Source organism: Candidatus Hydrogenedentota bacterium (assembly GCA_035450225.1).
Classification (GTDB): domain Bacteria; phylum Hydrogenedentota; class Hydrogenedentia; order Hydrogenedentales; family SLHB01; genus DSVR01.
The window spans coordinates 22258-48666 of sequence record DAOTMJ010000009.1; the positions used below are offsets into that span (position 1 = coordinate 22258).

Annotated in this window: 14 protein-coding genes; 4 read left to right on the forward strand and 10 right to left on the reverse strand. The window is 61.6% G+C overall.

Annotation, left to right across the window (positions count from 1 at the left end; genetic code table 11):
* Nucleotides 1-164: 164 nt before the first annotated feature.
* Complete coding sequence (locus P5540_07350; GenBank protein ID HRT64631.1) at nucleotides 165-1148, reverse strand: 3'(2'),5'-bisphosphate nucleotidase; 984 nt, start codon at nucleotides 1146-1148, stop codon at nucleotides 165-167.
* Between the two features lie 153 nt (nucleotides 1149-1301).
* Here P5540_07350 and P5540_07355 point away from each other — a divergent pair, with 153 nt between their 5' ends.
* On the forward strand, nucleotides 1302-3842 hold the full coding sequence (locus P5540_07355; GenBank protein HRT64632.1) for a ComEC/Rec2 family competence protein: 2541 nt from the start codon (nucleotides 1302-1304) through the stop codon (nucleotides 3840-3842).
* Nucleotides 3843-4386: 544 nt separating this feature from the next.
* On the opposite strand, the gene rpoN is transcribed toward P5540_07355, so the two are convergent.
* The gene (gene rpoN, locus P5540_07360) at nucleotides 4387-5817 is read right to left on the reverse strand and encodes an RNA polymerase factor sigma-54 (GenBank protein ID HRT64633.1); all 1431 of its coding nucleotides are present in this window, start codon (nucleotides 5815-5817) and stop codon (nucleotides 4387-4389) included.
* Between the two features lie 173 nt (nucleotides 5818-5990).
* On the opposite strand from rpoN, the gene P5540_07365 reads away from it, so the two are divergent.
* The 3 genes from P5540_07365 (at nucleotide 5991) to P5540_07375 (ending at nucleotide 11798) form a co-directional block, all read left to right on the forward strand.
* Nucleotides 5991-7832 carry a Na+:solute symporter gene (locus tag P5540_07365; protein ID HRT64634.1) on the forward strand — a complete coding sequence of 614 codons (1842 nt, stop codon included), beginning with the start codon at nucleotides 5991-5993 and terminating at the stop codon, nucleotides 7830-7832.
* Between the two features lie 458 nt (nucleotides 7833-8290).
* Nucleotides 8291-9454, forward strand: coding sequence for a Gfo/Idh/MocA family oxidoreductase (locus P5540_07370; GenBank protein HRT64635.1), 1164 nt, complete (start codon nucleotides 8291-8293; stop codon nucleotides 9452-9454).
* Between the two features lie 55 nt (nucleotides 9455-9509).
* Nucleotides 9510-11798 carry a hypothetical protein gene (locus P5540_07375; GenBank protein ID HRT64636.1) on the forward strand — a complete coding sequence of 763 codons (2289 nt, stop codon included), beginning with the start codon at nucleotides 9510-9512 and terminating at the stop codon, nucleotides 11796-11798.
* A 1-nt stretch (nucleotide 11799) separates the two neighbouring features.
* Here the strand turns inward: P5540_07375 and P5540_07380 are convergent, their stop codons facing one another.
* From P5540_07380 to P5540_07415, 8 genes are all read right to left on the reverse strand, one after another.
* The gene (locus P5540_07380) at nucleotides 11800-13533 is read right to left on the reverse strand and encodes a hypothetical protein (GenBank protein HRT64637.1); all 1734 of its coding nucleotides are present in this window, start codon (nucleotides 13531-13533) and stop codon (nucleotides 11800-11802) included.
* Nucleotides 13534-13729: 196 nt separating this feature from the next.
* Nucleotides 13730-15652, reverse strand: a complete 1923-nt coding sequence (locus P5540_07385; GenBank protein HRT64638.1) for a cytochrome c3 family protein — start codon at nucleotides 15650-15652, stop codon at nucleotides 13730-13732.
* 44 nt (nucleotides 15653-15696) lie between these two features.
* Nucleotides 15697-18477 (reverse strand): cytochrome c3 family protein, encoded by a 2781-nt coding sequence (locus P5540_07390; GenBank protein HRT64639.1) that lies wholly within the window; start codon nucleotides 18475-18477, stop codon nucleotides 15697-15699.
* A gap of 312 nt (nucleotides 18478-18789) precedes the next feature.
* Complete coding sequence (locus P5540_07395; protein HRT64640.1) at nucleotides 18790-19809, reverse strand: cytochrome c3 family protein; 1020 nt, start codon at nucleotides 19807-19809, stop codon at nucleotides 18790-18792.
* 20 nt (nucleotides 19810-19829) lie between these two features.
* Nucleotides 19830-21356: a hypothetical protein gene (locus P5540_07400; GenBank protein ID HRT64641.1), complete on the reverse strand. Its 1527-nt coding sequence runs from the start codon at nucleotides 21354-21356 to the stop codon at nucleotides 19830-19832.
* Between the two features lie 52 nt (nucleotides 21357-21408).
* Entirely contained in the window at nucleotides 21409-22221 is an 813-nt protein-coding gene (locus P5540_07405; protein HRT64642.1) for a multiheme c-type cytochrome, read from the reverse strand.
* A 61-nt stretch (nucleotides 22222-22282) separates the two neighbouring features.
* Nucleotides 22283-23758 (reverse strand): HAMP domain-containing sensor histidine kinase, encoded by a 1476-nt coding sequence (locus tag P5540_07410; protein ID HRT64643.1) that lies wholly within the window; start codon nucleotides 23756-23758, stop codon nucleotides 22283-22285.
* A gap of 199 nt (nucleotides 23759-23957) precedes the next feature.
* Entirely contained in the window at nucleotides 23958-26225 is a 2268-nt protein-coding gene (locus P5540_07415) for an OmcA/MtrC family decaheme c-type cytochrome (GenBank protein HRT64644.1), read from the reverse strand.
* Between the last annotated feature and the right edge of the window lie 184 nt (nucleotides 26226-26409).

The window sequence follows — 26409 nt, forward strand, 5'->3', positions numbered from 1 at the left end:
CTCTGTATTCAATGCCTCAATACGATTCCGTAATCCGTTCAACTGGAAAAACATCTTTTTTCGGGTAATTTCAGCCTGTTACAAAGTTCGAGAATTCGGTGCTCTCATGATATCGGTTGGCCCGGATTTTTGTCCATTTCGTCCCTTTCGCCCATCCGTATTGTTTATCCCGCCTCCGCAATCGCCTTCAAGGCGCGTTCGTGCAAAAATCCGTTCGACGCCACGACGCCCCGGTTTCGCGCGAGCGTCCGGCCTGCTGAAAAATCAAGCGGCCGTCCGTCCAGATCGGTCACGCGCCCGCCCGCCTCTTCCGTCACGATCGTGCCCGCCGCCTGATCCCAGATCTTTTCCTTGTAGTCCGGCATGGCCGGCGACAGCATGCGCAGGAGCAGGTCGGCATGGCCGGCGGCGAGCACGGCGTACTTGGCTTGGCTGTCCATGAGCACGGGCGGAGCCTGCATGCCCATTGCGGAACTCAATGCCGCAATCTTGCCGGCGTCCGTGTGGCCGGCTTCGTGCGACCGCAGCAGGCGGGCCGAAGCCGCTTCCGCACAGGACGACACGCGCAACGGTTCATAGGACGCGCCACCGGAAAGGGGCACACGCCATGCGCCCTGTCCGCGCCGCGCCGCGACAATCACGCCCGCGCCCGCCGAGGGCGAGCAATCCGGATTGAGTTGGGGACATCCCAGCACGCCCAGTTCGACTTGTCCTCCGGCAATCAACGCCAGCGCCACCGCATATTGGCCGCCGCGCAGGTATCCCTTTGTCCCGTCAATCGGATCGAGCAGCCAGAATCGCCCCGCCGGATCGAAATCGCCGCGATCGATCCAGCCGCAAACCTTGTCCGCATCCGCATCCGGCACGGATTCGCGCACGAACCGCGTCACCGTGTCCAGCATCGCTTCGTTCCCGCGCAGGTCCGCCGACCGCTCCTCCGCCACCAACGGCTCGCCGGGAAAAGCCGCTTCGAGCGCCTGCGCCACGAGCGCCTGAATCGCATAGTCGGCCACGGTTGTCGGCGAGAGGTCGCCCTTGATCAGATTCATCGTCTTCATGCCCGACTGGATGCGCGGCGCCAGTGTGGCCGCCTCCCGAACCACGCGAACCGCAAACGCCGTTTCAGGAGCGGATATATCCAAAACCATTGCGTTTTTTCCTCCTTCGTGTTCATGATAGCAGAAAAGGGGTCTTTGCCGTTCTTCCGGCGTCTGGCGATGGACGGAATTGCCATGCGGTCGCCCGGCGGGTATCATACCGCCAAGATTCGGCGCAATGGCGCATTATCAGGGGTTTCGTTTGTGAAACGTCCAATGTCATGGGTGGCGGTGGCCTTTGTGGCGGGCATGGGCGCCGCCGGTGTGGGCGCCATTCCCGGATGGGGGATCCCATTGTGCGTGGCGCTTGGCGGATTGGCGGTGGCGTGGCTGTTTTCCGATCGTTTTGCAAGCCGGTCCATCAGCGTCTCGGCCACGGCGTTCGCGGCCGGCGCGTTGCTCTGGAATGCGCGGTCTACGGGGGAAATCGGCGATCCGATCAGCCGTTACGCCGCAGCGCATCCGCAACAGGCGGAGTGGACCCTCGAGGGAGTGGTCCGGTTGACCGATCTCGAAGACAGCCAGTCCGGCTTCCGACAGTTCGTGCTCGACGTGGACACCGTGCGCGCAGGCGGACAAACGCAGTCATTACGCGGTTCGGCGATGGTGTGCCAATTCAAGCCGGACGGCGATCCCGTTTACGCCACGCAGCGGCTTCGGGCGGAGGGAACGCTTGCGCTGGCCATGGGACGCGTCAATCCCGGCGTGAGAGGATACGAAAGTTACCTGCGATCGAAAGACATCCACACCGTGTTGACCGTCCGCGAACGCGATGGTGTTGAAGCCCTGTCATCCGGTTGCCGATGGTCGCCCGCATACTGGGCATCCGTGATGCGCCGGATTCAGGCCGATCGCATGGCCCGTTTCGTGCCGCCGGGGGCGCTTGGTTTCGCAAACGCCATCTGGCTCGGCTATCGGGGGCGCATTCCCGCGAAGGAGTATCAATCGTTCGTCGAATCGGGCACGGTGCACATCCTGTCGGTGTCGGGCATTCACATGGCCATGCTGTTCTGGACGGTTTCCATGCTGGGCGGATTGTTGACGCGATCCCGGCGCAGGCAGGCTTTGATAGCGATAACGACCATCTTGCTGTTCACACTGATGAGCGGCTTGCGCGCGGGCACGCTGCGCGCGGCGCTGATGATCGCCGTTTACCTGCTGGCGGACCTCCTGAACCGCGAGCGGGATGCAAGGACGGCGCTGGCCGTTTCAGCGGTCCTCTTGCTCGGATGGAATCCCCGATTGCTTTACGACACCGGCTTTCAATTGTCTTTCCTCAGCGTGGCGTCCCTGCTGTTGTTCACAGAAACGATCGTGGCCGCCGTCGGACGGGCCGCCGGATGGATACGGGGGCCTCAAATGCCGTTTGGAATAGATCCGGGCCGGATGACGGGCGGGCGGGCGATCGTCGCTCGCTTGCGCGCGTTGGCCTGGCCGGATTCGTGGCGATGGAACGCGCAAAGTCTTTGGCGGCGCGCCCGGGATGTCATTGCGGCCTCCATCGCGGTGCAGATTCTGGCATGGCCGGTCGTCATTGGCTCGTTTCACGTCGCGCCGCTTGTTGCCCCGCTTGCCAATCTTTTTGTCATTCCCCTCGCGACGGCGGCCTTGTGGCTTTGCTTTATAACGCAGGCCGCCGGGTTGTTTTCGGAAGGGCTTGCGCAGATCTTCGGCCATGCGCTCGGCCCGATCGTCTGGAGTATTCAGGCTGTGGCGGATGGGGCGGCGAGACCGTCGTGGGCGCACCCGATACTGACAAGCCCCACCATGCCTGCGATGGCGTGCTATTGGGGCGCGGCCCTGTTGTGGGCGGCGCACATCGAAACCCCGTCCCGATGGAAACGGCTCGCGCCCGCCGCCGCGCTGGCCGCGGCCTGCATCGTATGCTGGACCCCGTGGCGGCAGGAACCCGTCGCCGTGTTTCTCGACGTGGGCCACGGCGATTGCACGTTCGTGCGATGGGCGGACGGCCGGACGATGCTGGTGGATGGCGGCGACCGGCGCGGCGAACAGGATCAGGGCCGAAACACCGTCGCCCCGTTTCTATGGTGCAATCACGCCGCCCGTCTCGATTGCATCGTCTTGTCGCATCCGGATCGCGATCACATCGGCGGGTTGCTGTATCTCGTCGAACGATTCGACGTGGGCACGCTGATCCTGGGTCCCCATGCGCCGGATCGCCCGCTTGAACACGAATTGATCCAGACCTGCAACCGGAAAAACGTATCCATTCGGCGCATGCGCGCCGGCGAGAAACTCGTCCTCGGCGCGATGCAGGCCGAAGCGCTGCACCCGCCGGACAGCGATTTCGGTTCAGATGTAAACAATTCTTCGCTCGTGCTGCGCCTACATTGGAGCGGCATACGGATCCTTCTGCCCGGCGATATCGAAACGCCGGCGGAGATCCGGTTGGCCGGGGAGGACTGCGCGGCGGACGTGCTCAAGGTTCCGCATCACGGATCGCGAACGTCGAGTTCGAGTGCGCTGTTGCAGGCGGTCCGGCCGGCTGTCGCCGTGATTTCGACCGGCGGCGAACACGGCCGCGAACACGTGGATCCCGGCGTAGTGGAAGGCTATCGCCGGGCAGGCATTCCCCTCTGGCGGACCGATTGGCATGGCGGCATTGTCCTGCGCGTGCAAAACGACGCCGTGAACATAATCGGTGAACGGGTCAAGCGCGGATATCCCTGTCCCCCGACGCCGGACAATGTTTCCTTCCCGTTGCCACCCGGCAGGCGCATCTAATGGGCGCGGAAAACAATGAGGCCCGATTGCAACGGCTCCCACCGTGTCTTCCTGCTCCTGCTCCTGCTCGTCATCGTCATCGAGACGCGAAGTTATGAATCATTTCAATTGTTTGCGGAATAATCCAAAAGAACTTATTTTCATGAGAGTACCGTCTTCTCGGAGTCGTGAACGTTTCGGAATGTACCGCCGATGTCCAAATCGGCTTGATACAATACGAAATGCCGATTTGGAAATCGGCGCTACAAGGCGGCCTTTTTCAATTTGCCTCAAGAACTCGGTACTCTCAAGTTATTTTCATTCCCCACGGAAAAGAGTTTGCTTGATGCCTCTTGCCCCATTACGACGCTTTCATTCGGTTGGGAACATTTGCGATGCAAGGCCCAAGAAGACGAACCCCTCTGTCCGCCTCGCTTTTTCTCGAATACGAAGACAAGCACGAGCAAGAGCACGATGTGTGCCGACGCAGGAAACGCATGACGTCTGACGATCCGGGTTTGCTTGGAATTTTGAGGCTTCTGCCCTTCCCCCAGCCCCAAGCCGCCTACTCGTACTTCTTTCGTAACGTGGTGGTGAGTATGCCGAGGGACTCGCGGTATTTGGTCACCGTGCGCCGCGCAATGTTGAGTCCCTGCCGACGAAGCATGTCGGCGATTTTCTGATCGCTGAGAGGCCGGGATTTGTCTTCCTCGTCAATGATTTTCTTGATGATACTCTGCACGCTTTTGGACGATTGCGATTCCCCGGAATCCCGGCGCAATCCCGGCGAAAAGAAGTATTTCATTTCATAAAGCCCCTGCGGGGTTTGCATGTATTTTCCGCGGGTGGCCCGGCTGACGGTCGCCTCGTGAACGCCGACGGTGTCGGCGATTTCCTGCAACGTCAGCGGTTTGAGGAATTCCGGCCCCTTTTCGAGAAATTCCTCCTGCACATCCACGATGGCGCGCGCGATGCGCACGATGGTGTTCTGGCGCTGTTCGATGTTGCGGAGGAGCCATTTGGCCGAATCGACTTTTTCGCGCAGATATTGCTTTCCCTGCGGGTCCATTTTGGCGTTGCTCGCCATCTGGCGGTATTCGGCGCTGATTCGCAGGCCGGGCAGGTGGTCGTCGCCCGGATACACCACGAATGCCCCGTCCACTTTTTCGACGATGACGTCCGGTATCACGTATTGCGGCAAGTCGCCGGCGGAGCCGGGCCACGGATTAAGTTTCGCCAGCATGGCCTTGAGTTCCTCGACCCGCTCGACCGAGATGTTCATAGCCTTGGCAATTTTCGGGATTTGCCGCCGTTCGAGTTCTTCGAGGTGAAATTCGACCAGTTCGCGCAGTTGAGGCTCATCGGGATATTCGACGGCGATTTGAATCAGAAGGCATTCCACGATATCGCGGGCGCCCACGCCGATGGGCTCGAAACTTTGTACGAGGCGCAATACGTCCTCGACCTGTTCCACCGGCACACCGGTGTCCGCGGCAATTTCTTCGAGTGAACCCGTGAAATACCCGCGATCGTTTATATCGCCGATGATGCATTCGCCGATGCGCAGCGTGGTTTCATCGTCGGCGGCCATGCGCAATTGCGTCAGCAACCGCGAACTAAACGATTCCTCCCGCGTAATCGAATTCTCATAATACCGGCGTCTTTCGTCAAGGTCGGGATTTCGGCTGAGATCCTGCCCTTCTCGGTTCCGGATGTCATATTCCCAGTCGCGCGCAAAGGTATCGAGATCAAACGCCTCCTCGAATTCGTCGGGCGCATCCGTGGACGCCGCGGGCGGCACGGGTTCCAGAACAGGTTCGCGTTCCACGACTTCCAGAACGGGGTTGGTTTCCAGTTCCTGCTGGATGTGCTGTTCGAGTTCCGCCGCGGACAACTGCAGAATCTGGATGGATTGCTGCATCTTCTGGGTCAGCATAATACGCTGTCCCAGCGTTTGTTTCTGCCGCTGATCCAAGCGGTGCTCCATGCTCATCATGAACGGAAAAATCTCCTTGTATGCTCGGACTGCATTATAGCCTCCAAGACTAAAATCAGTCAATGAAACACGGGGCGTTTTCCGCCCAATTCGTTCGTTTTCCCATGGGTTGAATGTCCCCCGGGCGGCTCCTATAATCGCGGCGCGTGGCGGCGGGCCGAAGGAGCGCGAGGATGCAACTGAACTGGGTGGATTGGCTGCTGATTGGCGGGTATTGCCTTTTTTCATTTTTGATAGGCATTTACTATACGCGCCGGGCCGGCCAGAGCGTGGATGAATATTTCGTCGGCGGGCGTCGGATTGCGTGGTGGTTGGCGGGCACCTCGATGGTCGCGACGACTTTCGCCGCCGATACCCCGCTGGCCGTGTCGAAACTGGCCCGTGTGGAGGGCATTTACGCCAACTGGTTCTGGTGGAGCGTGCTGCTGGGGGGGATGATGTGCGTGTTTTTTTTCGCGCACCTGTGGCAGCGGGCGGGCGTGCTGACGGACGTCGAGTTCATCGAATTGCGTTACGAGGGGAAGAGCGCGGCGATCCTGCGCGGATTCATGGCGGTGTACGGCGGCGTGCTGCAAAACGCGATCATCATGGGCTGGGTGATTCTCGCCATGAGCAAAATCTGCGACGTGATGCTCGGCTGGGACAAACTGACCTCGATCGCGATCATGATGACGATCATGGTGTTTTACACGATGCTGTCGGGCTACTGGGGCGTGGTGATGACCGACTTCTTCCAGTTCGGCATGGCCATGACGGGATCCATCGCGTTGGCGGGCATGGTGGTGTGGCACATGGGCGGCATTCACGGCATGATCGAACAAATTCAGGCCGCGCCGCAGTTTGATCCCAAGGTCTTCGATTTCGTGCCGAATTTCGCGACGGCGACGAAATTGGCGCTGCTGACGTTTGTCGTGCAACTCTCGGTCCAGTGGTGGGGTGCGGGCCAAGGGGGCGGCTACATCGCGCAGCGCCTTTTTTCGACGCCCACGGAGCGTGACGCGGCGTTGTCGGCGCTCTGGTTCAATTTCGCGCATTACGTGCTGCGTCCGTGGCCGTGGATTATCGTCGGGCTTGCCTCGCTCGTGTACTTCCCGGATCTGTCCGCGGCCGACGCCGAGCGGGCCTACCCGCTGATGATCGCGAAATTTTTGCCGATGGGTCTGCGCGGCCTGATGGTCGCGTCGCTGATGGCGGCGTTCATGAGCACGATGGAGACGCAACTCAACTGGGGCGCGTCGTATCTCATCAACGATCTGTACCGGCGCTTCATGGTGCGCAAGGCGTCCGAGCGGCACTACGTGGCGGCGTCCCGGCTGGCCGTGCTTCTCCTGGCCGCCCTTGGCTGCATCGCGGCGTGGCAGGCCGAAACGATTACCGGCGCATGGATATACCTCGCGACGTTGACGGCCGGCGCGGGCATGGTGGGCCTGCTCCGGTGGTACTGGTGGCGCGTCAACGCGTGGTCCGAAATCAGCGCGTTGACCGGATCGTTTCTCATCGCCAACGGCAACCTGTGGGCGAAAATCCTTGACCGTTTCGGTCTTGTGCCCGCGGGATGGATGGATTCGATCACCTGGCTCTACGGCAGCGACGCCTATGCCGTGCGGCTGTTGATCATCGTCGTGTCCTGTACGGCGATTTGGCTCGGTGTGACATATTTGACCGGCCCGGTGGGCGCATCGCATCTCGAAATTTTCTTCCGGCGCGTGCGTCCCGGCGGCTGGTGGGGTCCCATCGCGCGCCAATGCCCCGAAGTCCAACGCGACCGCGCGCGCCATGCGTGGTCCGGCTGGTTTGCCGGCGTGGCCTGCATCTACACGGGCCTTTTTGGCATCGGTTATCTCTGCCTGGCGAAAACACTGTCCGGTATGGTCCTGCTGGCTGTGTCGGCCCTGACCGGCTGGTGGATGGTTCGGCAGGCCTCCGCCATTGGTCGCGAACGGCATGTCCGCCTTGCCGGTCTTGCCGAAAACAAGGCGTCTCCGACGGTCTCGGAAGAAAAGACGGTCCGTTGATGCAAGCAGAAAATACCCAAAAGTCTTGGTCGCCCTTGTGTGCGATGGCTGCGGCCTGATCGGAGGAATGGATAACGCAAAGGTGCGTGCCGGGCCACGTCGCGGCTTTTTCGTGCGTTCTGTCGAGGGGTCTCCGCCCAAAACGCGCCCAACAAGCCCCGCATGTCCCTGTCTTCTTTGAAAAAAGCCTGCCTTGACTTTGTTCAAATGAGTTGGGATGGACATTCGATATGGCAGGTTTCCGGGTGGTTGACATCCAAAACACACGGGAAGTCGCCTGCGATGTCTCTATCCTGTTTTACCGGCCTTTCATGCCTGCCGGCTACCCGGCCCGCGTCGCACTTGGAATAGGATTCCAAGAACGTGCCTTTCTTGAGAGTGGAATCGAATCGGGAAAGTTCCTATGCTATTTGACAACGATTTTTTCAACTAATCCGAACGGTGACGAAGGAGCGCCTATGGACGGCAAGCGATTTTCGCGGCGGATGTTTCTTGGAGGCATAGCGGCGGTCGCCGCCGGCCATTCGGCGTTTGGCTCGACGACACGAAACGGAACGGTGCGTGTGGGTCTGATTGGCTGCGGCGCGGAAGGCCGGCGGCTGCTGCGCGACTTGTCCCGATGCGAGGCCTCCGTGTCCGTCGTGTACGATGCGGCGGATCTCCGCAAACGGCGCGCGGCTGTCGAAGTGGGCGCCCCTGCCGTGGACGATTGGCGCGGCGTAATTGAAAAGCCCGGCGTGGATGCCGTGGCGATTGCGACCCCCCCGCACCTTCACGCGGCTATCGCCATGGCCGCGATGGAGGCGGGCAAGCATGTGTATTGCGCGTCGCCGATGGCGATGGGCATCGAGGACGCGCGCGCGTTTCGCGATTGCGCAAGAAGGACGGACCGCGTCGTCCAAATCGGCGCGGCGCCCGCCGGCGAGGGACAATGGCGCACGGCGCGGGCGCTCATCCGATCGGGAGCGATTGGAGATGTGCAATGGTGCCAAGGGCGGTTCCATTCCGCGCGCCGCGCGGGGACAGACGAAACGGGCCACGTGGACTGGCGCGCCTTTCATCCGGGAATACCTTGCGACGCCGCGCGTTTTGTCCGGTGGCGTCATTACTGGGACTATTCGGCGGGTACGGCGGCGGAAAGCCACTACGACGAATTGACCGCGTTGCTGTATGCCGTGGGCGCGACGTTGCCCCGGCGCGTCTCGGCGGCGGGAGGCGTCTATGCCGGCGACGGACGCGAAACGCCCGACAACCTCGTCTTTTCCGCCGAGTATGCCGGAGGCCTCACGATCGTGTTGGCCTCGGCGGCCTGCGCCACGACCGCCACGATTCGCGGAAGCGCCGGTTCGCTCGAACTGTGCGGGACGCATGTCCGGCTCCTGCGCGAATCCACGGAAGGACATGTTGCGGAATCATACCGCGCCGAAGCGGAAAAGGGGCTCGCGGAAGACTGGATTGAGGCCGTACGTACGGGTTCGCCGTGCATTTGCGGGGCGGAAGAAGGCTACCGGGCCATGGTGGCGGTGGCCATGGCCGTCGAGGCCTATCGCCGAAAAAAAACCGTCCGGTACGACCCTGCCCAATGCGGCGTTTCGGAAGACGTTCCGCGCCTGTGCGCATGATCGTTCAAAGGACAATACCGCCGGACACGCCGGCGAATGCGGGAGAGGATCGGACATGGCGATGACGATAGTAAGCGCGATCATGATGGCGGCGGCGGAGTTGCCGATGGGCACGGCGCCCGCGCCGGTGGCGTTGCCGCATTTTCCGGATACGGTGCACGCCTTGGTGTGGAGGAACTGGCAGGTCCTGCCGATGGAGCGTCTCGCGGACGCTATCGGCGCGCATACCGAAGACCTCGTCGCGATCGGCAAGACAATGGGGCTGTCGGGACCGCCGGCCATTTCCGAAGACCAACTGAAACGATCCGGCACGACAATCATCAAGCGCAACTGGCACCTGCTGCCCTACGACCAGTTGCTGGCCGTGCTGAAGTGGACGCCGGAGGAACTGGCCTACACATTGCGCGAAGACGATTTTCTCTTCATCAAACTGGGCCTGTTGAAACCGAAATGCGCGCGCGTTTCCTACGCGCCTCCGGATGACAAGGCTATCGAACGCGCGAAGGCCATCGCGGCAATTGTGAAGGAGGTTTTCCCGGACGGCGTGGGCGAAACGCCCGATCCGCCGCTGGGTTTCGTGAAACAATTGTCGTCCCGATGCCGCGAAGAGGCCCTGCCCGCGTCGGATTTCAAACTGGCGCCGCGCTATTGTTTTTCCTATTTCGGCCTGACGGGCGACCCGTTCCTCGCGCGCAGCGAGGACATTTACCCGGACGGTTATCTGGCGCGTCTCGCGGCGCGCGGCGTGGACGGCATCTGGTTGCAGGGCGTGCTGTACACGCTGGCGCCGTTTCCGTGGGAACCCGAACGCAGCGCGCGGCACGAGGAACGGCTCGAAAATCTCCGCACGCTCGTCGCGCGCGCGGGCAAGCACGGCATCGGCGTGTATCTGTATTTGAACGAACCGCGCGCGATGCCGGCGGCGTTTTTCGAGAAACACCCCGAATTGAAAGGCGTGTCGGAAGGCGATTACTCGACGATGTGCACGAGCCATCCGGACGTGCAGGCCTATATCCGCGATTCGGTGGCGTCCATCTGCAGGGCCGTACCGGATCTGCGCGGATTCTTTTCGATTACGGCGTCCGAGAACTTGACGAACTGTTACAGCCACTACCAGGGCGGGCAATGTCCGCGCTGCAAGAACCGCGCGCCGCAGGAGGTCATCTCGGAAGTTATCCGGCTCTACTACGAGGGCATTCAGGCGGCCGGCACGAAGACGGAACTGATCGCGTGGGATTGGGGCTGGCAGGACGACTGGGCCTTGGCCGCCATTGACGGCCTGCCGAAGGATGCCGCGTTCATGAGCGTCAGCGAGTGGAGCATTCCGATCGAGCGCGGCGGTGTGAAAACGGAAACCGGCGAATACTCGATGAGCGTGATCGGCCCCGGTCCGCGCGCGACGAAACATTGGGCACATGCCCGCGCGCGCGGCATGAAGACCCTTGCGAAGATCCAGGCCGGCACGACGTGGGAATGCGGCGGCGTGCCCTACATCCCCGTCGCCGAAAACGTGGCGCGGCACATCATGAATCTGCGCGACGCCGGCATAGACGGCCTCATGCTCGGCTGGACGCTTGGCGGGTATCCGTCGCCGAACCTCGAAATCGTCGCCGAAATGACACGCACGGTCGAAGGCCGGCCCGCGCCCTCCCCCGAGGAAGCGATGCACAAGGTGGCCGAGCGCTGGTTCGGCCAGCAGGCCGGTCCGGCGATGGTCGAGGCGTGGAGGGCCATGAGCGCGGCCTTCCAGGAATTTCCGTTCCACGGTTCCCTGATCTATACGGCTCCGGTGCATACCGGCCCGTCGAACCTGCTGTGGGAATCCCCCACGAACTACAAGGCCACGATGGTCGGGTTCCCGTACGACGACCTCGACACGTGGCGCGCGATTTATCCCGTCGAGGCGTTCACCGGACAACTGGAAAAAATAGCCGACGGATTCGACAAGGCCATCGAAACCTTGCGCGAGAAGACGAAAGGGATTGCGGTTCCTTCCAACCAATACACGGCATTCGAACAGGAAACAGGCCTCGCGACGGCGGTGTCGCTGCATTACCGCAGCACGGCGAACCAGGCGCGGTTTGTCGTGGCGCGCAACGCCCTCCAAAAGGCAGAAAACGCGGACACCGCCAAACCGCTGCTCGACGAGATCGAACGCCTGCTCAAGAACGAGATTGAACTGGCCAAACGTTTGTACGCCCTTCAGGCGGTGGATTCGCGCCTTGGATTCGAGGCCTCGAACCAATACTTCTACATCCCGATGGACCTCGCGGAAAAGGTCATCAACTGCCGCGACCTCCTCGACCGCTGGCTGCCCGCGGAACGGACACGCCGGGGACTCTGATTCAACCCGGATTTAGACCCATTTCCCGGCATAGGCGCAGGAAATCGGCCTTGCGGACTTTGTAGAGCACGAGGCGTCCGTCGGTGCGGCGGTCGAACGCGGCGGCCAAAAGATTCCTGATGTCCGGTTCGAGGTTCGGTTCGGCGTTCAACCGGATGAAATAGGCCACGACGTAGTCGCCGGCAATATCCCGCGTCTTTTCGTGAATGTCCTTCAGCGAGTTGGCCACATACACCCGTTTCATGCTGTGGGCGAGGCCCATGGGCTGCGGGCCGATTTCCAAAAGGCTGTTCGGCGTGAAAACCACGTCCTCGAACGCGGTATTCGCGCCCAGAAACGCGGGATCGCGGGACGTGTCGTGTTTGGACAGCGCCGTAAACTGTTTCATCGTGTTCCGGGCTTCGGCGGCGGTATAGGCGCACGCCAGCGCCAGCAGCAGGGGCGCGGCCGCGGACCATTGCAGCGCGGCGGGGACGTCCGCGCGGCCCGTCATGCGCCGCCACCAGTAACCGGGTCCGGCCTGCTCCATGCCGCCGCCGAACGCGGCCAGCAGGGCCAGCGGCGCCAGCACGAAGGGAACCGCCGCCAGAACGACCGAAAATTTCGCCGCCGTGAAATAATGAAAGAAGTGCGCGCTGTCCTGCCGGAACACCAACACGTGCAGCATGCACGGCGCGATCAGCATGAACATCAACGACGCGGCGGAAGACAGCGTCGGCGACGGCGGTTTGCGCCACAAGCGGCGGATGGCCACATACGCGACAGCGATGAGCATAAACGCGGCGGAACCAAGGATCAGGACACGCCCGGCGGCGCCGTATCCGCGCACGATATGAAACCCCCAGAAAAGGGTTTTGGTCGTCGGCGCCAAAAACTGCCCCGTGCCCGCCATCGAGCGTTCCGCGAAGCGGTCGGCCATGCTGCCGAATCGCTGGAAATGCCACAGGATCAGCGCGAACAGGCCCAGCGCCGCCCCCGGCGGCAGGCCGAACGCGATCGTCCTGCCGAGGGCCGACCGGATTCCGCCGCGCAGGATTTGGCCGCGCGCCAGGCGTTTCATATACACGCACGCCAGCACAAACACGAACAGCCAGTCACACCATGTGCCGTAAAAGGCCAGCACGCCCTGCGCAACGGCCAGCCATCGCGGCGCGGACGCCGGTTCGTGTTCGTCGCGCAGAAATTCCAACAGAACGAACAAGGCAAACACGGGCAACACGACGATGTGGATATAGGCCATCTGAAACAGGTAGGCGGGCGCGGGCAACAACAGGCAAACCAAGGCGGGAACGCAGGCCAGGCAGCCCGCGTCGAACGCGGTGCCGCCCGCCTTGCGTGCAAAGAGAAACACAAGCGCCATCAGCGACGCAACGGCCACGGCCTGGCAGATCAGCGCAAATCCCATGACAACGGCGATGGACGGCTCGATCCCCGTGAACAGGTACAGCAGATACACCGGCAGCGCCCCGCCCGGCGGATAGGAGTTGTACATCCCGCGGGATGCAAGCGTCGGAAATTCGATGGAGGCCGGATCCCAGAAATAACCGAACCACAGCGTAAACGGGCCTTCGCGGCGCCAGTTCTTCGCCCACAACATGGTCGCGGCATTCAACCATGTTTCGAGACACACTGGGCTTGCGCCGAACCACGGCGCGCGCACCGCCACCGTGTACACGAACAATCCCACGCCCACGGCCGCCGCCAGCGCCACGCCCGCAACCACGGACCTTTTCAACCCTGAATCCTTCGACACGAAAAACGCTCCGCCCGGACGGAATTGCCAAGAGAATGCGGACAACGAACCGCCCGGACGCCAAGGATACCGCAACCGACAGGGAAAGCGCCAAGCGCACCGCGCGCCCGCCTCCGGCGCCGTTCCCTTGGAGCAGGCGCGCAAAAGCCGCGGCCAAGGGGCTTTTCCTCGCGCGATCCTACGGATTGTCCGTGCCGGACGGCTTGCCCAGCACCTCGCGCTCGTATTCCAGGGGATGGCGGTGTTTGAGATCGTCATGCGTGATGCGACCCGTGATCCACGACCAGTTCATGGGGTAGGTGTGGGGATCGAAAATCATGTAGTAGAGGTGCCACACGACGATGGTGAGCACGGCAAGCCACGCCTCGTAGAAATGAATGAGCGCCACGATGTCCAGCGCAATTTTGGGAAAGAATTTAAGGAACGTGTTGACGAACCACATTGAGAATCCCGTCACGATCATCAGCGCCGTGCCCCACCACATGCCCCAGTACTCGAATTTTTCGATGTAACTGTAGCGATCGAAGCGCGGTCCCTCCTTGCGCAGCCCGACCGCGTAGGCCAAGTTCTGGAACACGCCGGTGATGTCGCGCAAGCCGAACATCAGATAGCGCAATTCCTTGCGTCCGCCTTTCGTAAACAACAGGTAGGAGGCGTTGACGACCGCGATGGCCACCAGTACAAGGGCCGCACCGCGGTGAATCACGCCGCGCGCCGCAAGACCCGCGTCGCCGTAGAACAGGTGCCGCGCCCACCAGCTTTCGGGATAGCGCAGGGCAAAGCCCGACACCGACAACACGATGAACGCAATCGTCAGGACGAGATGGCCCATGGTCATGCCGGTCGTGAAGCGGCGGTAGGTGTTGGCTCCGCGCCATTCCTCGAAAAGTTTCACCGTCATGTGGCGCATCATCATGATGGTGTTGTGGAACACCATGCCGCCGATGACCGCGACGATCAGGAAAATGTAAATGATTCGGACAATTCCGAGCGCTTTCTGGTCGGCGCTTGTCGGCATGATGTGGACCGCGCCGACGGCGAAATTGGGCCCGGCGTTCTCGTGGCACTGGCCGCAGGTCTTGGGAAGGTTGTCCTTGTGCGTCGAGGAAGCGGGATCGGCGTGGGGCAGAATCAGATGGTTGCCGTGGCAACTCGCACAATTGGCCACCACTTCGGATCCCGCGGCGCTGGCGAGGCCGTGGTAGCTGTCCATGTAACTCGCTTGGCGGCCCGTTTCGAGACCGTACCGCCGCATGACGTTTACGTCGTCATGGCAGCGCGTGCAGGTTGAACGCACGATTTCATGGCGGTTTACCTTCGAGGTTCGCTGGCCCGGCGGCTCGATGTCGTGTTCGGCGTGGCAGTCCACGCACGTCGGCGCGTCCTTGATGCCCGCCGCCAATGCCTTTCCGTGAATGCTTTGCTCGAATTCGGCCAGTTCCGCGGAGTGGCACTGGCCGCACGTCTGCGAAATATTTGAACGGTAAATTTTCGAGGCCGGGTTGTTCGACGGCTGCAGATCGTGGGTGCCGTGGCACCGGGTGCACGTGGCTGCATGTCCGTTTCCGGACGAGATGGCCTTGAAATGGGCGCTTTTCATGTAACTGTCGGACGGATTCATGACAGAAATCATGTGGCTCTTGACGAGCGCGGGGTCCGAATGGCATTTGCCGCAGGTGTCGGGCAGGTTGCGGGGGTGTGATTTGGACGCCGGATCGGACGATCGACGAATGTCGTGCGATCCATGACAGTCGTCGCACGAGGCCGCGCCGTGTTCGCCCCGGTGCAACGCCTGCGCGTGGAGACTCGTTTCGTACACTTGCGCTTCGTCGTGGCAGCCGCCGCAGGCCACGGGCTTCAGGGTCGGCCCGTGCGGAAGTTCCGTGATGTCGTCGTGGCACGACGTGCAGGCGCCGTCGCCATGCACCGAGTGTTTGTAGACATCTTCATCAATGTAGAGCGATGACGTGGAGCCGTCGGGCAGGGTCTTCGTAAACCCCGGATCGCCATGACACACCATGCAGTCCTCGTTGTCCTGGGCGAACCCCGCCTGAATGCCCGACGCGGCGAAAAACAGAACCATCAGCCAAACGATACGCACATGCATTGCCTGAATACCCCTATGCAAACGGAAACTCCATTCCATTACCGATATCCAAAGATCATGGACCATAAGATGAACAATACCAGCGAAAAACCGATCACCAGCGCCAGCGTGCCAAAGACCGCTCCGGAAACGCGCAGTTCCTTGCTGGCTTCGGGGACGATTCGCTTCTCGAGTTCGCCGCTCTCCTCGAGTTCCCGGTAATAGCCGGGCCTTTCGCGCTTGAGTTCCTCGATGGGCGTGCGGCCCGTGAACATCGCCATGTCCATGGGGAACTTCTCGGGCCGGAAATGCGTGTTGAAGAAGTGGATCGTGAAAATGAACCCGACGGCGAGCAGGGCCTCGTCGCTGTGGATGATCGTGGCCACGTTCACGAACCAGCCCGGCAGAACATGGGTGAACCATTCGGGAAACCAAAGAATCATGCCCGTCGAACCGATGATGGCGATGCCCCAGAACACCGCGAAATAGTCGAATTTCTCCCAATAGGTCCATTTGCCGTATTCGGGCCTCGGCCCCATCCGCAGGAACCACTTGAACGTCTGGATCATTTCGCGCAGGTCGCGCAGGTTCGGCACGAGCGAATCCTCGCCGAACAGCAGGCTCCGCCACGTGGCGCCGCCCGTGCGCTTGCGGTCGTAAATCACGGCCAGATGCACAAGGAAGGTGATAATCATGACGACCGCGCAGAACCGGTGGATGGTGCCCATCGATCGGAATCCGCCGAGGATCTGCGAAAGCGTCTGCGCCCACGGCATGTACGAAAACTTGAGCGCCATGCCGGTCAGCGCCAGCCCGAAGAAGGTCAGGATCAACACGAAGTGCATCTGCCGGATCACCGGCTCGAAACGCAGGACCATGCGGCCGTCTTCAGGCCGGCGGCGCTTCAGCCGCATTTCCCGGAACGAATGCGGCAGCCATGCCAACGTGTGAAGGCCGAAGAACGCGAATGTCCCTATCAACAGCGCCGTCATGCCCCAGAACGTGAAAAACAGCCACGGGTATTTGTTCGGATCGTGGTGCGTCGCATGGGTCAGGTAACCGGCGAAGCGGCGGTGGGACCCGGGGTGGCACTTACCGCACGTTTCGACGATGTTGTCGCGGCTCACGCGCGAATCCGGATTCGTGATCGGAAGAATGTCGTGCGCGCCGTGGCAGTCGTAGCATTTGGCGGCGGCTGCCGTGCCCAGTTTCGACACCTTGCCGTGGTAGGTGTCGAAATAGGTCTTGGCGATTTCCTCGTGGCACTTGCCGCAGGTGTTGAGAATGTTCTGCTTGAACTGCTCCGTGTCGGTCCGGTTGATGGTGTGCGCGGTATGGCAGGTGCTGCAAACCGGCAGCGGATCGCCGGTTTGCGTCACCCGCGGGCTGTGGACGCTCCCAAGAAACGTTTTTTCGATGCCTTCGTGGCACGTGCCGCAGGTATCGGCGATGTGTTCCGGATGGACGGACGACGCGGGATTGCTCGACGGCAGCGGCATGTGGGCCGTGTGGCAACTCGTGCAGGTCGCGGTGACGATCAAGCCGCTTTCGAGCAGGCCCTTGCCGTGGATGCTCGACGAGTAATTGTTCAGAATTTCCCGTTGCGTGCTGTGCATGCGCTTCGCAGCGGCCTCGCCTTCCCGGTGGCAGCGTCCGCAGAGGTCCGGCACGTTCTTCGGGAAGGTCGGCGACGCGGGATCGTTTTTCGATTGCGTGCCGTGGCCGTTGTGGCAGTCAAGGCATTCGGGCGCATCGGCGTCGCCCGCGGCCAGCAACTGCCCGTGAATGCCCTTGCGGTGTTGCTGGACCTGATCCTCATGGCATATCGAACAGTCCACCGCGCCCTGAATCGTGTCGCAGGGCCGCAGGTGCGAGACCGTCGCGCCGGTATGGCATTGCGCGCAGCGCACCGTTTTATGGGTCGAGTGTGCAATTTCATCCGGGTTGACGGCGGGAATTTGGCGCGCCGATCCCTGCACGGCTTGCGCATGGCAGGCCATGCAGTCCTTGTCGCTCACGCCCTCGTCGTAGTAGATCCTGCGCGCCTCGTGCGGCTGGTGGCAGTCCACGCAGACCGGCACCTTGTCGGGTTCCTTTTCCCACAGTTCGCCGTTGATCACCTTGCGGTGGACCTGCTCGATCAGCGCATGGCATTGACGGCAGGTGCTCACGACGTTCTCCCGGGCGATGCTCGACTGCGGATCCGTGTGCGGCAGGACATGGTGCGCGGTATGGCAGCTGGTGCAGACGGCCGTCACGGTCAGCCCCTTTTCCCGAAGGCCCTTGCCGTGTATGCTTTCCCCGTAATGCTGAAGGATGTCGTGCTGATCGATCTGGCGGCTCTTGGCGACCGGGGCGTCTTCAGCATGACATGAACCGCACGTGTCCGGAATATGAATCGGATTGATGCGCGATACGGGATTCCCGGCGCCGAGAATGTCGTGCTTTCCGTGGCAATCCGTACAGGCCGGCGCAAGGGGATCGCCCTGCGCCAGCGCATGGCCGTGCAGGCTTTCGGCGTATATTTTCGCCTCGGCGTCGTGGCAGCCGGCGCAATCAACGGGCTTGAGTTTTTCCGGATGCGGCACTTCCTTGATGTCGTCGTGGCACAGCGTGCATCCGCCCGCCCCATGCGCCGATTTGGAAAACACCTCCTGTTCGACATGAAGCGGGCGAGGGCTGCCGTCGGCGTTCGTTCCGGCAAAGTCCTGCTCGCCGTGGCAGAAATAGCATTCTTCGTCCTCGATCGCCGCCGCTTGAAACGACACGCAGAGACACGCCGCCACGGCCAGCCCCTGAAAAATCCGGCGCGATTGCCTTATCGGAACGAATATGTGCATGCTGTCAAATTCTACCCGGATTTGGCGGTGGGACCCAAAAAAACCGGCCTATCCCATGGACGAGAGGGCCCAAAGAGCCATCACGCCTTCAGGCAACGTTCACTTCATCCACTTTGTCCACTTCGTCCATGGGAAAAAGCCGCATTCGACGGCCGATTCCAATTTCACGAACACAACGCCAACAAAAACAAAACAACCATCCGTGTATATGCTATCGAACCCGCGCCCACCGGCGCATCGGTGAAAACAACCCCCTTTGCCCCGGCCTTTCGTGGAAAAACACGGAATTAGCACACATTCAATGGGTTTCGATCAATGACAGGCGTCGCAGGTCATGGTCGTATTGATCGTGTGCGGGGCGCGGCCTGGAACGACCGGATGGCACATCCGGCAGTTCGAGGGATAGCGGCCGGTCGCGTGCGGCGACCGGGGCGCCGTATCGTGCGACACGGATTCATGGCACACCAGACAACCGCTTTCCTGCGGCGGGAAATGGCATGTCGCGCAATGCCGGTTCAGGGGTTCGCCCCAGCCGCCCCGATGGCTTGACGGCGTGGTCGAACGGTGGCATTTCACGCAGAACTCCTCCTCGTGGCAGACGGCGCACTTGTCGCGATCCCATTGGGCCCTCATGCCGTGGCTCTTGCGCCGCCAAGAAACCGTGTGATCGTCCGGCGGATTTTTCCGGTGGCACGCTTCGCACGATTCTTCCTTGTCGTGGCACATCTCGCAAAATGCGCTGTCCTTGCGATATTCCGCGCCGTGTGTGCGCTTCCAGATGAGCGGCGCGTCGTGTGCGATGCGCTCCTTGCCGTGCATCGTCGGGCGGACGCTCTTGTCCAACTGCTCGTGGCATACCTTGCAGTCGTTCAGTTCGGCGCTCTTTTTCGCGTGGCAATCCATGCAGAACGTCATCAAGTTTCCGGAAGGATACGGCGTCTTGTCCGGATCGGCGTGGCAGGATGCGCACTCGACCTTGGCCTCGACGTGCCGGACGTGGTTGAATTTGAGATCGCCGCCCAAGCGTTTGGGCAACGGAGCCACCTTGTTCTCCGGATTCGTATGACAGAAACCGCAAGCTTCCGGCGTGGGCTTTTCCAGATCGAAATCGTGGCAGGTCGAACAGAAATCGTGCTGCGGAATGACGGGCGATCCTTCCTGCATTTCGTGGCAGTCGGCGCACGCCATGCCTTCGTCGGCGTGTTTCTTGTGGGGGAACTTGAGGCCGCGGTCGCTTTTCGCGGCCGGCGGACCGGACAAGGTCAAACACGCCCCCGCCAGCACGCTCAGCGCCAGCGCCAATGCCCACGGTTTTCGAATTGTTCGAACCATGCGTGCCTCTTCCCGCGCCCTCAGAACCGGAGCGCATACTCCATGATCGCCCGCCAATAGGGCGATTCGGGCGAATCGTCTTCCTCGTAAGTCAGCCGCGCGGACAGATCCTGATCCTTGCAAATCCGCCATTTGCCGCGCAGGTAGACGGACCGAATATCCTCGTGCAATTCGACGGCCAGCGTGTTGCCGCCCAGCACCGCCTGTCCATAAAACGGCAGCATGTCGTACGTGAGCGAATACCGGTATGGATTCAGCGCGTTCGGCCCGCTGTATACGATCACGCGGTCCTCGTAGCGCTGGTAGTCGCTGCCCAAGGCCACCTGCACGCATTTCCAGCGCTTGGTCACCTCGCCGCCAACTGTCCACAGGCTTTCGCCGCCGTCCACATCCCACCGCTCCACGTTCACGCTGCCGCCGAATCCGCGGCAAAGATCGTCCGCCGCCAGGATCGCGCCGAACCGCGCATAATCGCGCGGGCTTTGCGCGAGGCCCATTTCGTCGCGGACGTTCAGGATTTCGCCTTCCACCGAGAAGACGATCTTCTGGCCGATGGGCTTGTGCAGGGCTAGAAAATAGGTGTCGTTCCTGGGCTGGCCGCCCAGCACGCGGTAGAAACCCGTCAGGTCGCTGACGCGATCGCCCAAAAAACTCAGGCGGCTGCGGAACGCCGCGTCGAACGCCACGTCGAGGCAGGGAATGTAGCCCGTGAGGTTGAGGCGGATATCGTCGCTCTTCCCGTCGTACCATGCGTAGCGGCCAAAGAAGGTCACGTTGGGCGTAATCGTCTGCCAAAGGCTCAGCGCCAGCAGATGGTCGTCTCCCGCGAAACGCCCGCCGGTCCATTGCGGCAGGCTTCGGCGGTCGTCCTCGCCGTAGTAGAAATCGGCGGCGAGTTTCGTGCCGCGCAGCGGCCGCACCGACAATCCGCCTCCGCCGATCCACGATTCGAATGCATCGCCGAAAATTGTCGCGCGCCCGCCGCCGAACACATAGTAGTCCCATATCGCGAAACGCTGCTTGAAATACACGCCGTCAATGCGGTTGTGGGCGGCTCCTTCCAGGATGCGCTGTCGTCCCAGCCGAAGCGTGGATCGGCCAACCAGATCGTCGGCCTGAAAATAGAGATACAACGGGCGAAAGTGGACATCCTCGCGGGTGGCGTCGTTGATGTCGCGCACGGCGCTGGAACGATCCGATTCCTCGATCGCGTCTTCCAGAAGCCACAGCGATCCACGGAGGTGCAGTTTGGGGCACGAGGGCGGATCCACTTGGAATTCAAGCCATTGATCGAAGCGCAGATCCGCGCCGCGATCCGACCATGCGGAATCCACGCCCAGCGTCAGGCGGCCCCGCAGCCAGTCCTTGTCCTCGGGCGGCGGCGCGGCCTTTTCCTTTTCATCCGGAGCCGGCGCGTTCGCGGCGGTTTCGTCCGCCCCGGACGGCGCGGCATCGCCGGCGTGCGCAACGGCCGTCAACGCGCACAGGCAAAACACCGCCGCGCATCCTGCTTTCAACCGGAAATCGTATCGTCCTTGCGATCTCACGCGTCGCGCTCCCACTGCCAAAAACCAGCCATCTTTCCACATGCCCAATTGATTACAAGCCGCCCGCTTGCGGGTAGCGATATTCGTAAATTGCCTGGAGGAATAAATTGTCCCACGGATCGTCCACGCTGAAATGCGGAATATAAATATTGGGGCCGTCGTGGCATCCGATGATGCCCGAGCAGGAATTGGGCGGCACGGGCTGTGCGCCGGCGTCGGCCGCCTCGTTCGACGTGATGGGCTGCACCGGGAACAGCGTGTGCCGGTGTGTTCCGGTGGATTGGCTCTTGCGGCGCATCGGGGGCATGTGGCAGGTGGTGCACCGGCTCGTGCCGCTGCCGGTCGGATCCACCGAATGCCAGGTATGGGTTTCGATCGCCTCGACGGAATCGAATCCGCCCGTCCGGTGGCATTCCAGGCAAAGACGGTTGTTCTTGAAGGAAAGCCGCGTCTCGCCGAAGGCGTGGATATCGTGGCAGTGGAGGCAGGTCACGGTCCGGGATTCCGCATGGGCGCCCTGGGCATAGTCCGTGGCTTCCTGCCAATGGCAACGCAGGCAGGCGGCATTGATGCCGTCGAACGTATTGGGCGGCGTTTCGATGTAACGATTCCCCGGGCGGCCGTTGCGCACATGTTGCAGACCCGGCCCATGGCACGACTCGCAGCCAATCATGTAATGCGTGCTCATGCGAAAACCGGTCTTGTCACCCGCGACGCGCCCGTCGTGGCACGACAGGCACACCTCGGTGCCCAGATAGTTGCCGCCCGTCAATTCACACCCGGACGGTCCGATCGTGCCGACGGCCGCGAAAAGGAGCAACGCGCCCGAAATGGCTGTTAATGGTATACGCCGCCACACTGTCATGGCTCCACTCCCTGCCCGGACAGGATAAACCTCCCGCTCCACTTCGTACTTCACGCAAATACTAGCATGTAACAATCGGCAATTCAATCCAAAAAACGCTGCCCTGATTCCGTTCGCTTTGAACGCCGACCGTCCCCCCGTGAACTTCGGCGATCCGCCGCACCAAGGAGAGGCCCAACCCGCTGCTGGCCACCAAATCCGTCTCGCTCTCCTTCTTGTGGCGAATCGAACTGAATTCCTCGAAGAGATGCGCCTGCTCGTCTTGCGAAATACCGACGCCGTTGTCCTCGACCTCGATCCGCACCCGGCCGGAATCCACCCCGGCCCGAATGACGATACGCCCGCCGCGCGGCGTGTATTTTGCGGCGTTGCTGATAAGGTTGAACACCGCCTCGCGCAATAGCCGGTCAATGCCGTTTACCATGGGCAACGGCGGCAGCGGCTCCAACGTCAGCGTCTGCTCGCGCAGTTGCGCCAAATCCTGGTTTTCGGCGGCCACGGACTGCAACAAGGCAACCAAATCCACCGGCTGCGCCTGCTTGTGAATCGAGTCGGATTCCAAAAGCGCCAGCATCTGCAAATCGCGCAGGAAATCCAGCATGCCCTTCATCCGGATCTGGCATCGTTCGAGGCTATGGGCTTCCTGTTCGGGAAGCCGTCCGGACAGTTTCGCTTCGAGATTGTACAGGTGCTGTGAAATGGCCACCGCGGGCGATTTCACGTCGTGCAGGACCATTTGCAGAAAATCGCGCCGCATGGCCGACAATCGGTCCGACTCTTGCTTGGCGGCGATCAATTTGGCCTCGCCGACCCGCAACATCTGGACGAGACTCGTCAGCGATATCGCGGACAGCGCAAACAGCAAGCCGTACACGCACAAGACGGTCAGGACATAGCGCCCGTCGAGCGGCTGGCCCGCGCCGCTTACCGCGCCCTCCGGGGAATAGAGGGGTATCAAGCCCGCCCATTCGCCGACGACCAGACACGCCAGAAACAGATAACCAACCGCCGTATGGGCAAAGGCCGCCATGCGCGACAACAGCACGCTCGCAATGATGACATGAAACAGATAGAACGCAAGGAAAGGCGAGCGCGCGCCGCCCACGAGCCACAACGCGATCGTCAAGAAAAAGAAGTCCAGCAAGATGGTGCCGTGGACGATGCTGGTCAGGACGTATTGCCCCGCGGCCAGCCGTTCATGATCCCGGTACGGGCGCACCATCACAAAGACGGCGGTGTTGTAAACGAACAGGGCAAAGGCTACGCCCATCAGCCGGGCGATATCCAAATCTTCCACGCCCACGACATGCACGGCGAACAAGCCGCCTGCCACGACCCCCGCCACCACCAGAAATCGCGCCAGACTGTACAGATACAGCCGTTCGCCCAACATCTGATCATGTACGAGCAGCGTCCGAGCCGAGGGGGTCCCGTCCTTGCGTGAACTCCAACCCGGGGCCCGGCCCGGCGCCACCGGCGCGGCCGTGGACGCGAATCCCTTCTGCGCCTGGCTTTTCATCGTGCTGGCCAACGGCATGTTCGCCTCACATGAACTCCGTTTATCCCGTCCGGGATTTTATCTTGGCCGGCGCTTGCACGCAAACCCCGTGAAAACCGCCCTTTCAGCTTAGTGTGGACCGGGGGGCGCGCCCATCCGCGCTTTGACGGCGCGATCCCCGGCCACAAAAGGTCATCGGGCGCTCGAAGGCGCCCGATGACCAAAAAATGTTCAACTATTACGGCGCCATTTGGTGCGTGACCGTAATATCGGCCTCCGCGCCCACGCCATGACAGAACACACAGGTGTCCACGCCGCCAGGCGACATTACCATCGAATGGGCGATGGCCGCAGGGCTGTCATGACACGACGTGCATGCCGCAGTCGCCGGTGAGATCGTCTCGACGAGAGTGCCGCCCTGGGTGATGACCGTGGGGGCCACGCCCGCCGGCAACGGCAAGCCGTATTTGCCGGGCAGATGGCAAATCTCGCAATTCCGCCGATCGCTCGGGAAGCGAACGTGGTTGTAATTATGCGGCGTATTGCCGAAACCGTAAACGGTGTACGGGTCTTGCGACAGTTCCTCGCCCGTATGAATCTTGTGAATCATGTCCTTGAAATTCACGGATTCCGGAGGCATCTGTTCCGCGGGACGCCGTGCCTCGTCCGTCTTGTTCGGGTTGTGGCAAAGCACGCAGTACTCGACACTGACGCGCTGCCCGCCGTGAAGGGCAAACTTGTTATGGCAGGCCAGACACTGCGCCTCGTCCACGACCTCGCGGCGCATCACCGGCGCCACGCCCGGATCCACCGTGAAGTAGATGACCGGGTTCGCCTCGGGACCCTGGCGGTAGGTGGTTCCTTCATATGTATACGACCAGCGTCCTTCGAGGCCGATGGCATAGGTCGCATTCAGACCCTGATCCGGCTTCTTGGTGAAGGTGTACTTGTATTGGCCGGTCGCCGCGTTGGTGGCATCCAAGCCCGCCGCGTTGAGGATCGTCTCGGTCACATAGGATTGATAGTCGCCCGTGGGACTCGCCAGCGTGCCCGACAGGCTGCTCAGCGTCGAAAGGTCGGTCACCGGCGATCCATCGCCCTTCTGGACGGTAAACGAAATCGTCACAGTGCCGTCGCCGTTGAGCACCGGGGCGCCCTCGAAGGCCAGCTTGAGGCCGACGGCGTCCGGGCTCTTCTGCTCGGGCGTCCGATGGACACGATTCATGGACGGCACGAGATCGCTGTTGCCTGTCGCCGGGTGGCAGCCCGCGCACGCGGCATTGTTCGCCTGCGGGAACGGATGGTTCTCGTAACCAGCGGGTGTTTCGGCCGGATTGCCAAACCATGTCCGGTCATGGCAGCCGGTGCAGCCTTCCAGCGTGGGCTTGGTCAGGTAAACGTCGGCCTGCGAGGCGTCCTTGTGGCATACCGCGCAATTGCGGATATCCTGCGGGAAGACGACTTCCGAGTAGTCGTTGACACTGTTGCCGTGGCCGATAATCTGATACGGCGTGCCGCCTTCGACGCTGGGCAGGTTTTCGCCGCGGTGGATCTTGTGGATCATCGTGGCCATGTCGAGCGTGTTGCCCGATCCGGCGTCGGTGCTCTGCGTGGTGTGGCAGAGAATGCAGTATTCGATCTCGCGGCGCCCGCCGCCGTGGAACGCCAGACGCGTGTGGCAGGCGTTGCACACTTCGGTCTTCACGATGTCGCGCGTGGCCGTGACGGGCTGGCCGTCCGGCCGGAAATTGAAGACGGGATTCGCATAGTACGTCAGGCCGCCGAAGGACCGCGAAATTTGGCCGCCCACGCAATGCGTGAGGTTCTGGGCGTATTTGGACGCCGGCAGCGCCGTCTGGAACTTGTAGGTCAGCGTGCCGTCGCCGTTGTCCGTGACGCCGTTATTGCCCGCGCCGTCGGTCGTGGCCTGGATTTTGGAAGCGCCCTCGGGCGGATTCGTTCCCAGCGTGGTGTCGTTTCGGGTAATGTAGCTGATGTAGCGCGCCGTGCTGCCGGCGGCCGGCGTCTCGAGGTAATTGATCATGAACCGGACGCTGGCGAGATCGCTCTTGCGCAGGGCCACGTTCTTATTGTCTTTCGCCACGAACTTGACCTCGGCCCTGAGATCCGCCGGAATGGTCACGCTCTGGATTTCGACACTCAGGCCGGGATCCGCCGAAACAGGCAACGGTTCGCCTTCACCGGCTTGTTCGATGAAAACCGCCGTGATGGCCTTGTCGCCGTTGAGCAACAACGCCGCCGGATTCGCCGAACCGGTCAAGTCGCCTTCCCAATGATCGAAGGTCCATCCCGCATCGGGAATGGCCACCGCGAAGATGGTGATTCCCTTGACGAATCCGCCGGTGGGAACCACAATGCCCTGTCCCTGGACAGTGGCTGTCACCGTGACGGTTTCGAGCACGAAATTCTGCGGGCAACCGGTGACCAATGCCGCCATTACCACGAGTACCACACTTGCCGTTACTCCCCAACATTTGGAGTTCATGGCGCCTTCCCTTTCCTGTTTGTTACTTTTCCTAATCCACTGCTCAACTGCATGCCAACCGCACGGTACAGGCCACAACCCTGTATGATGCGGCACACTATAAAATAACCGGCCTTGCGCCCGATTACATCCGTAAAAAAGACGGAAATTTATCCACGACTCCCAGAGGAATTATCGTAGATGG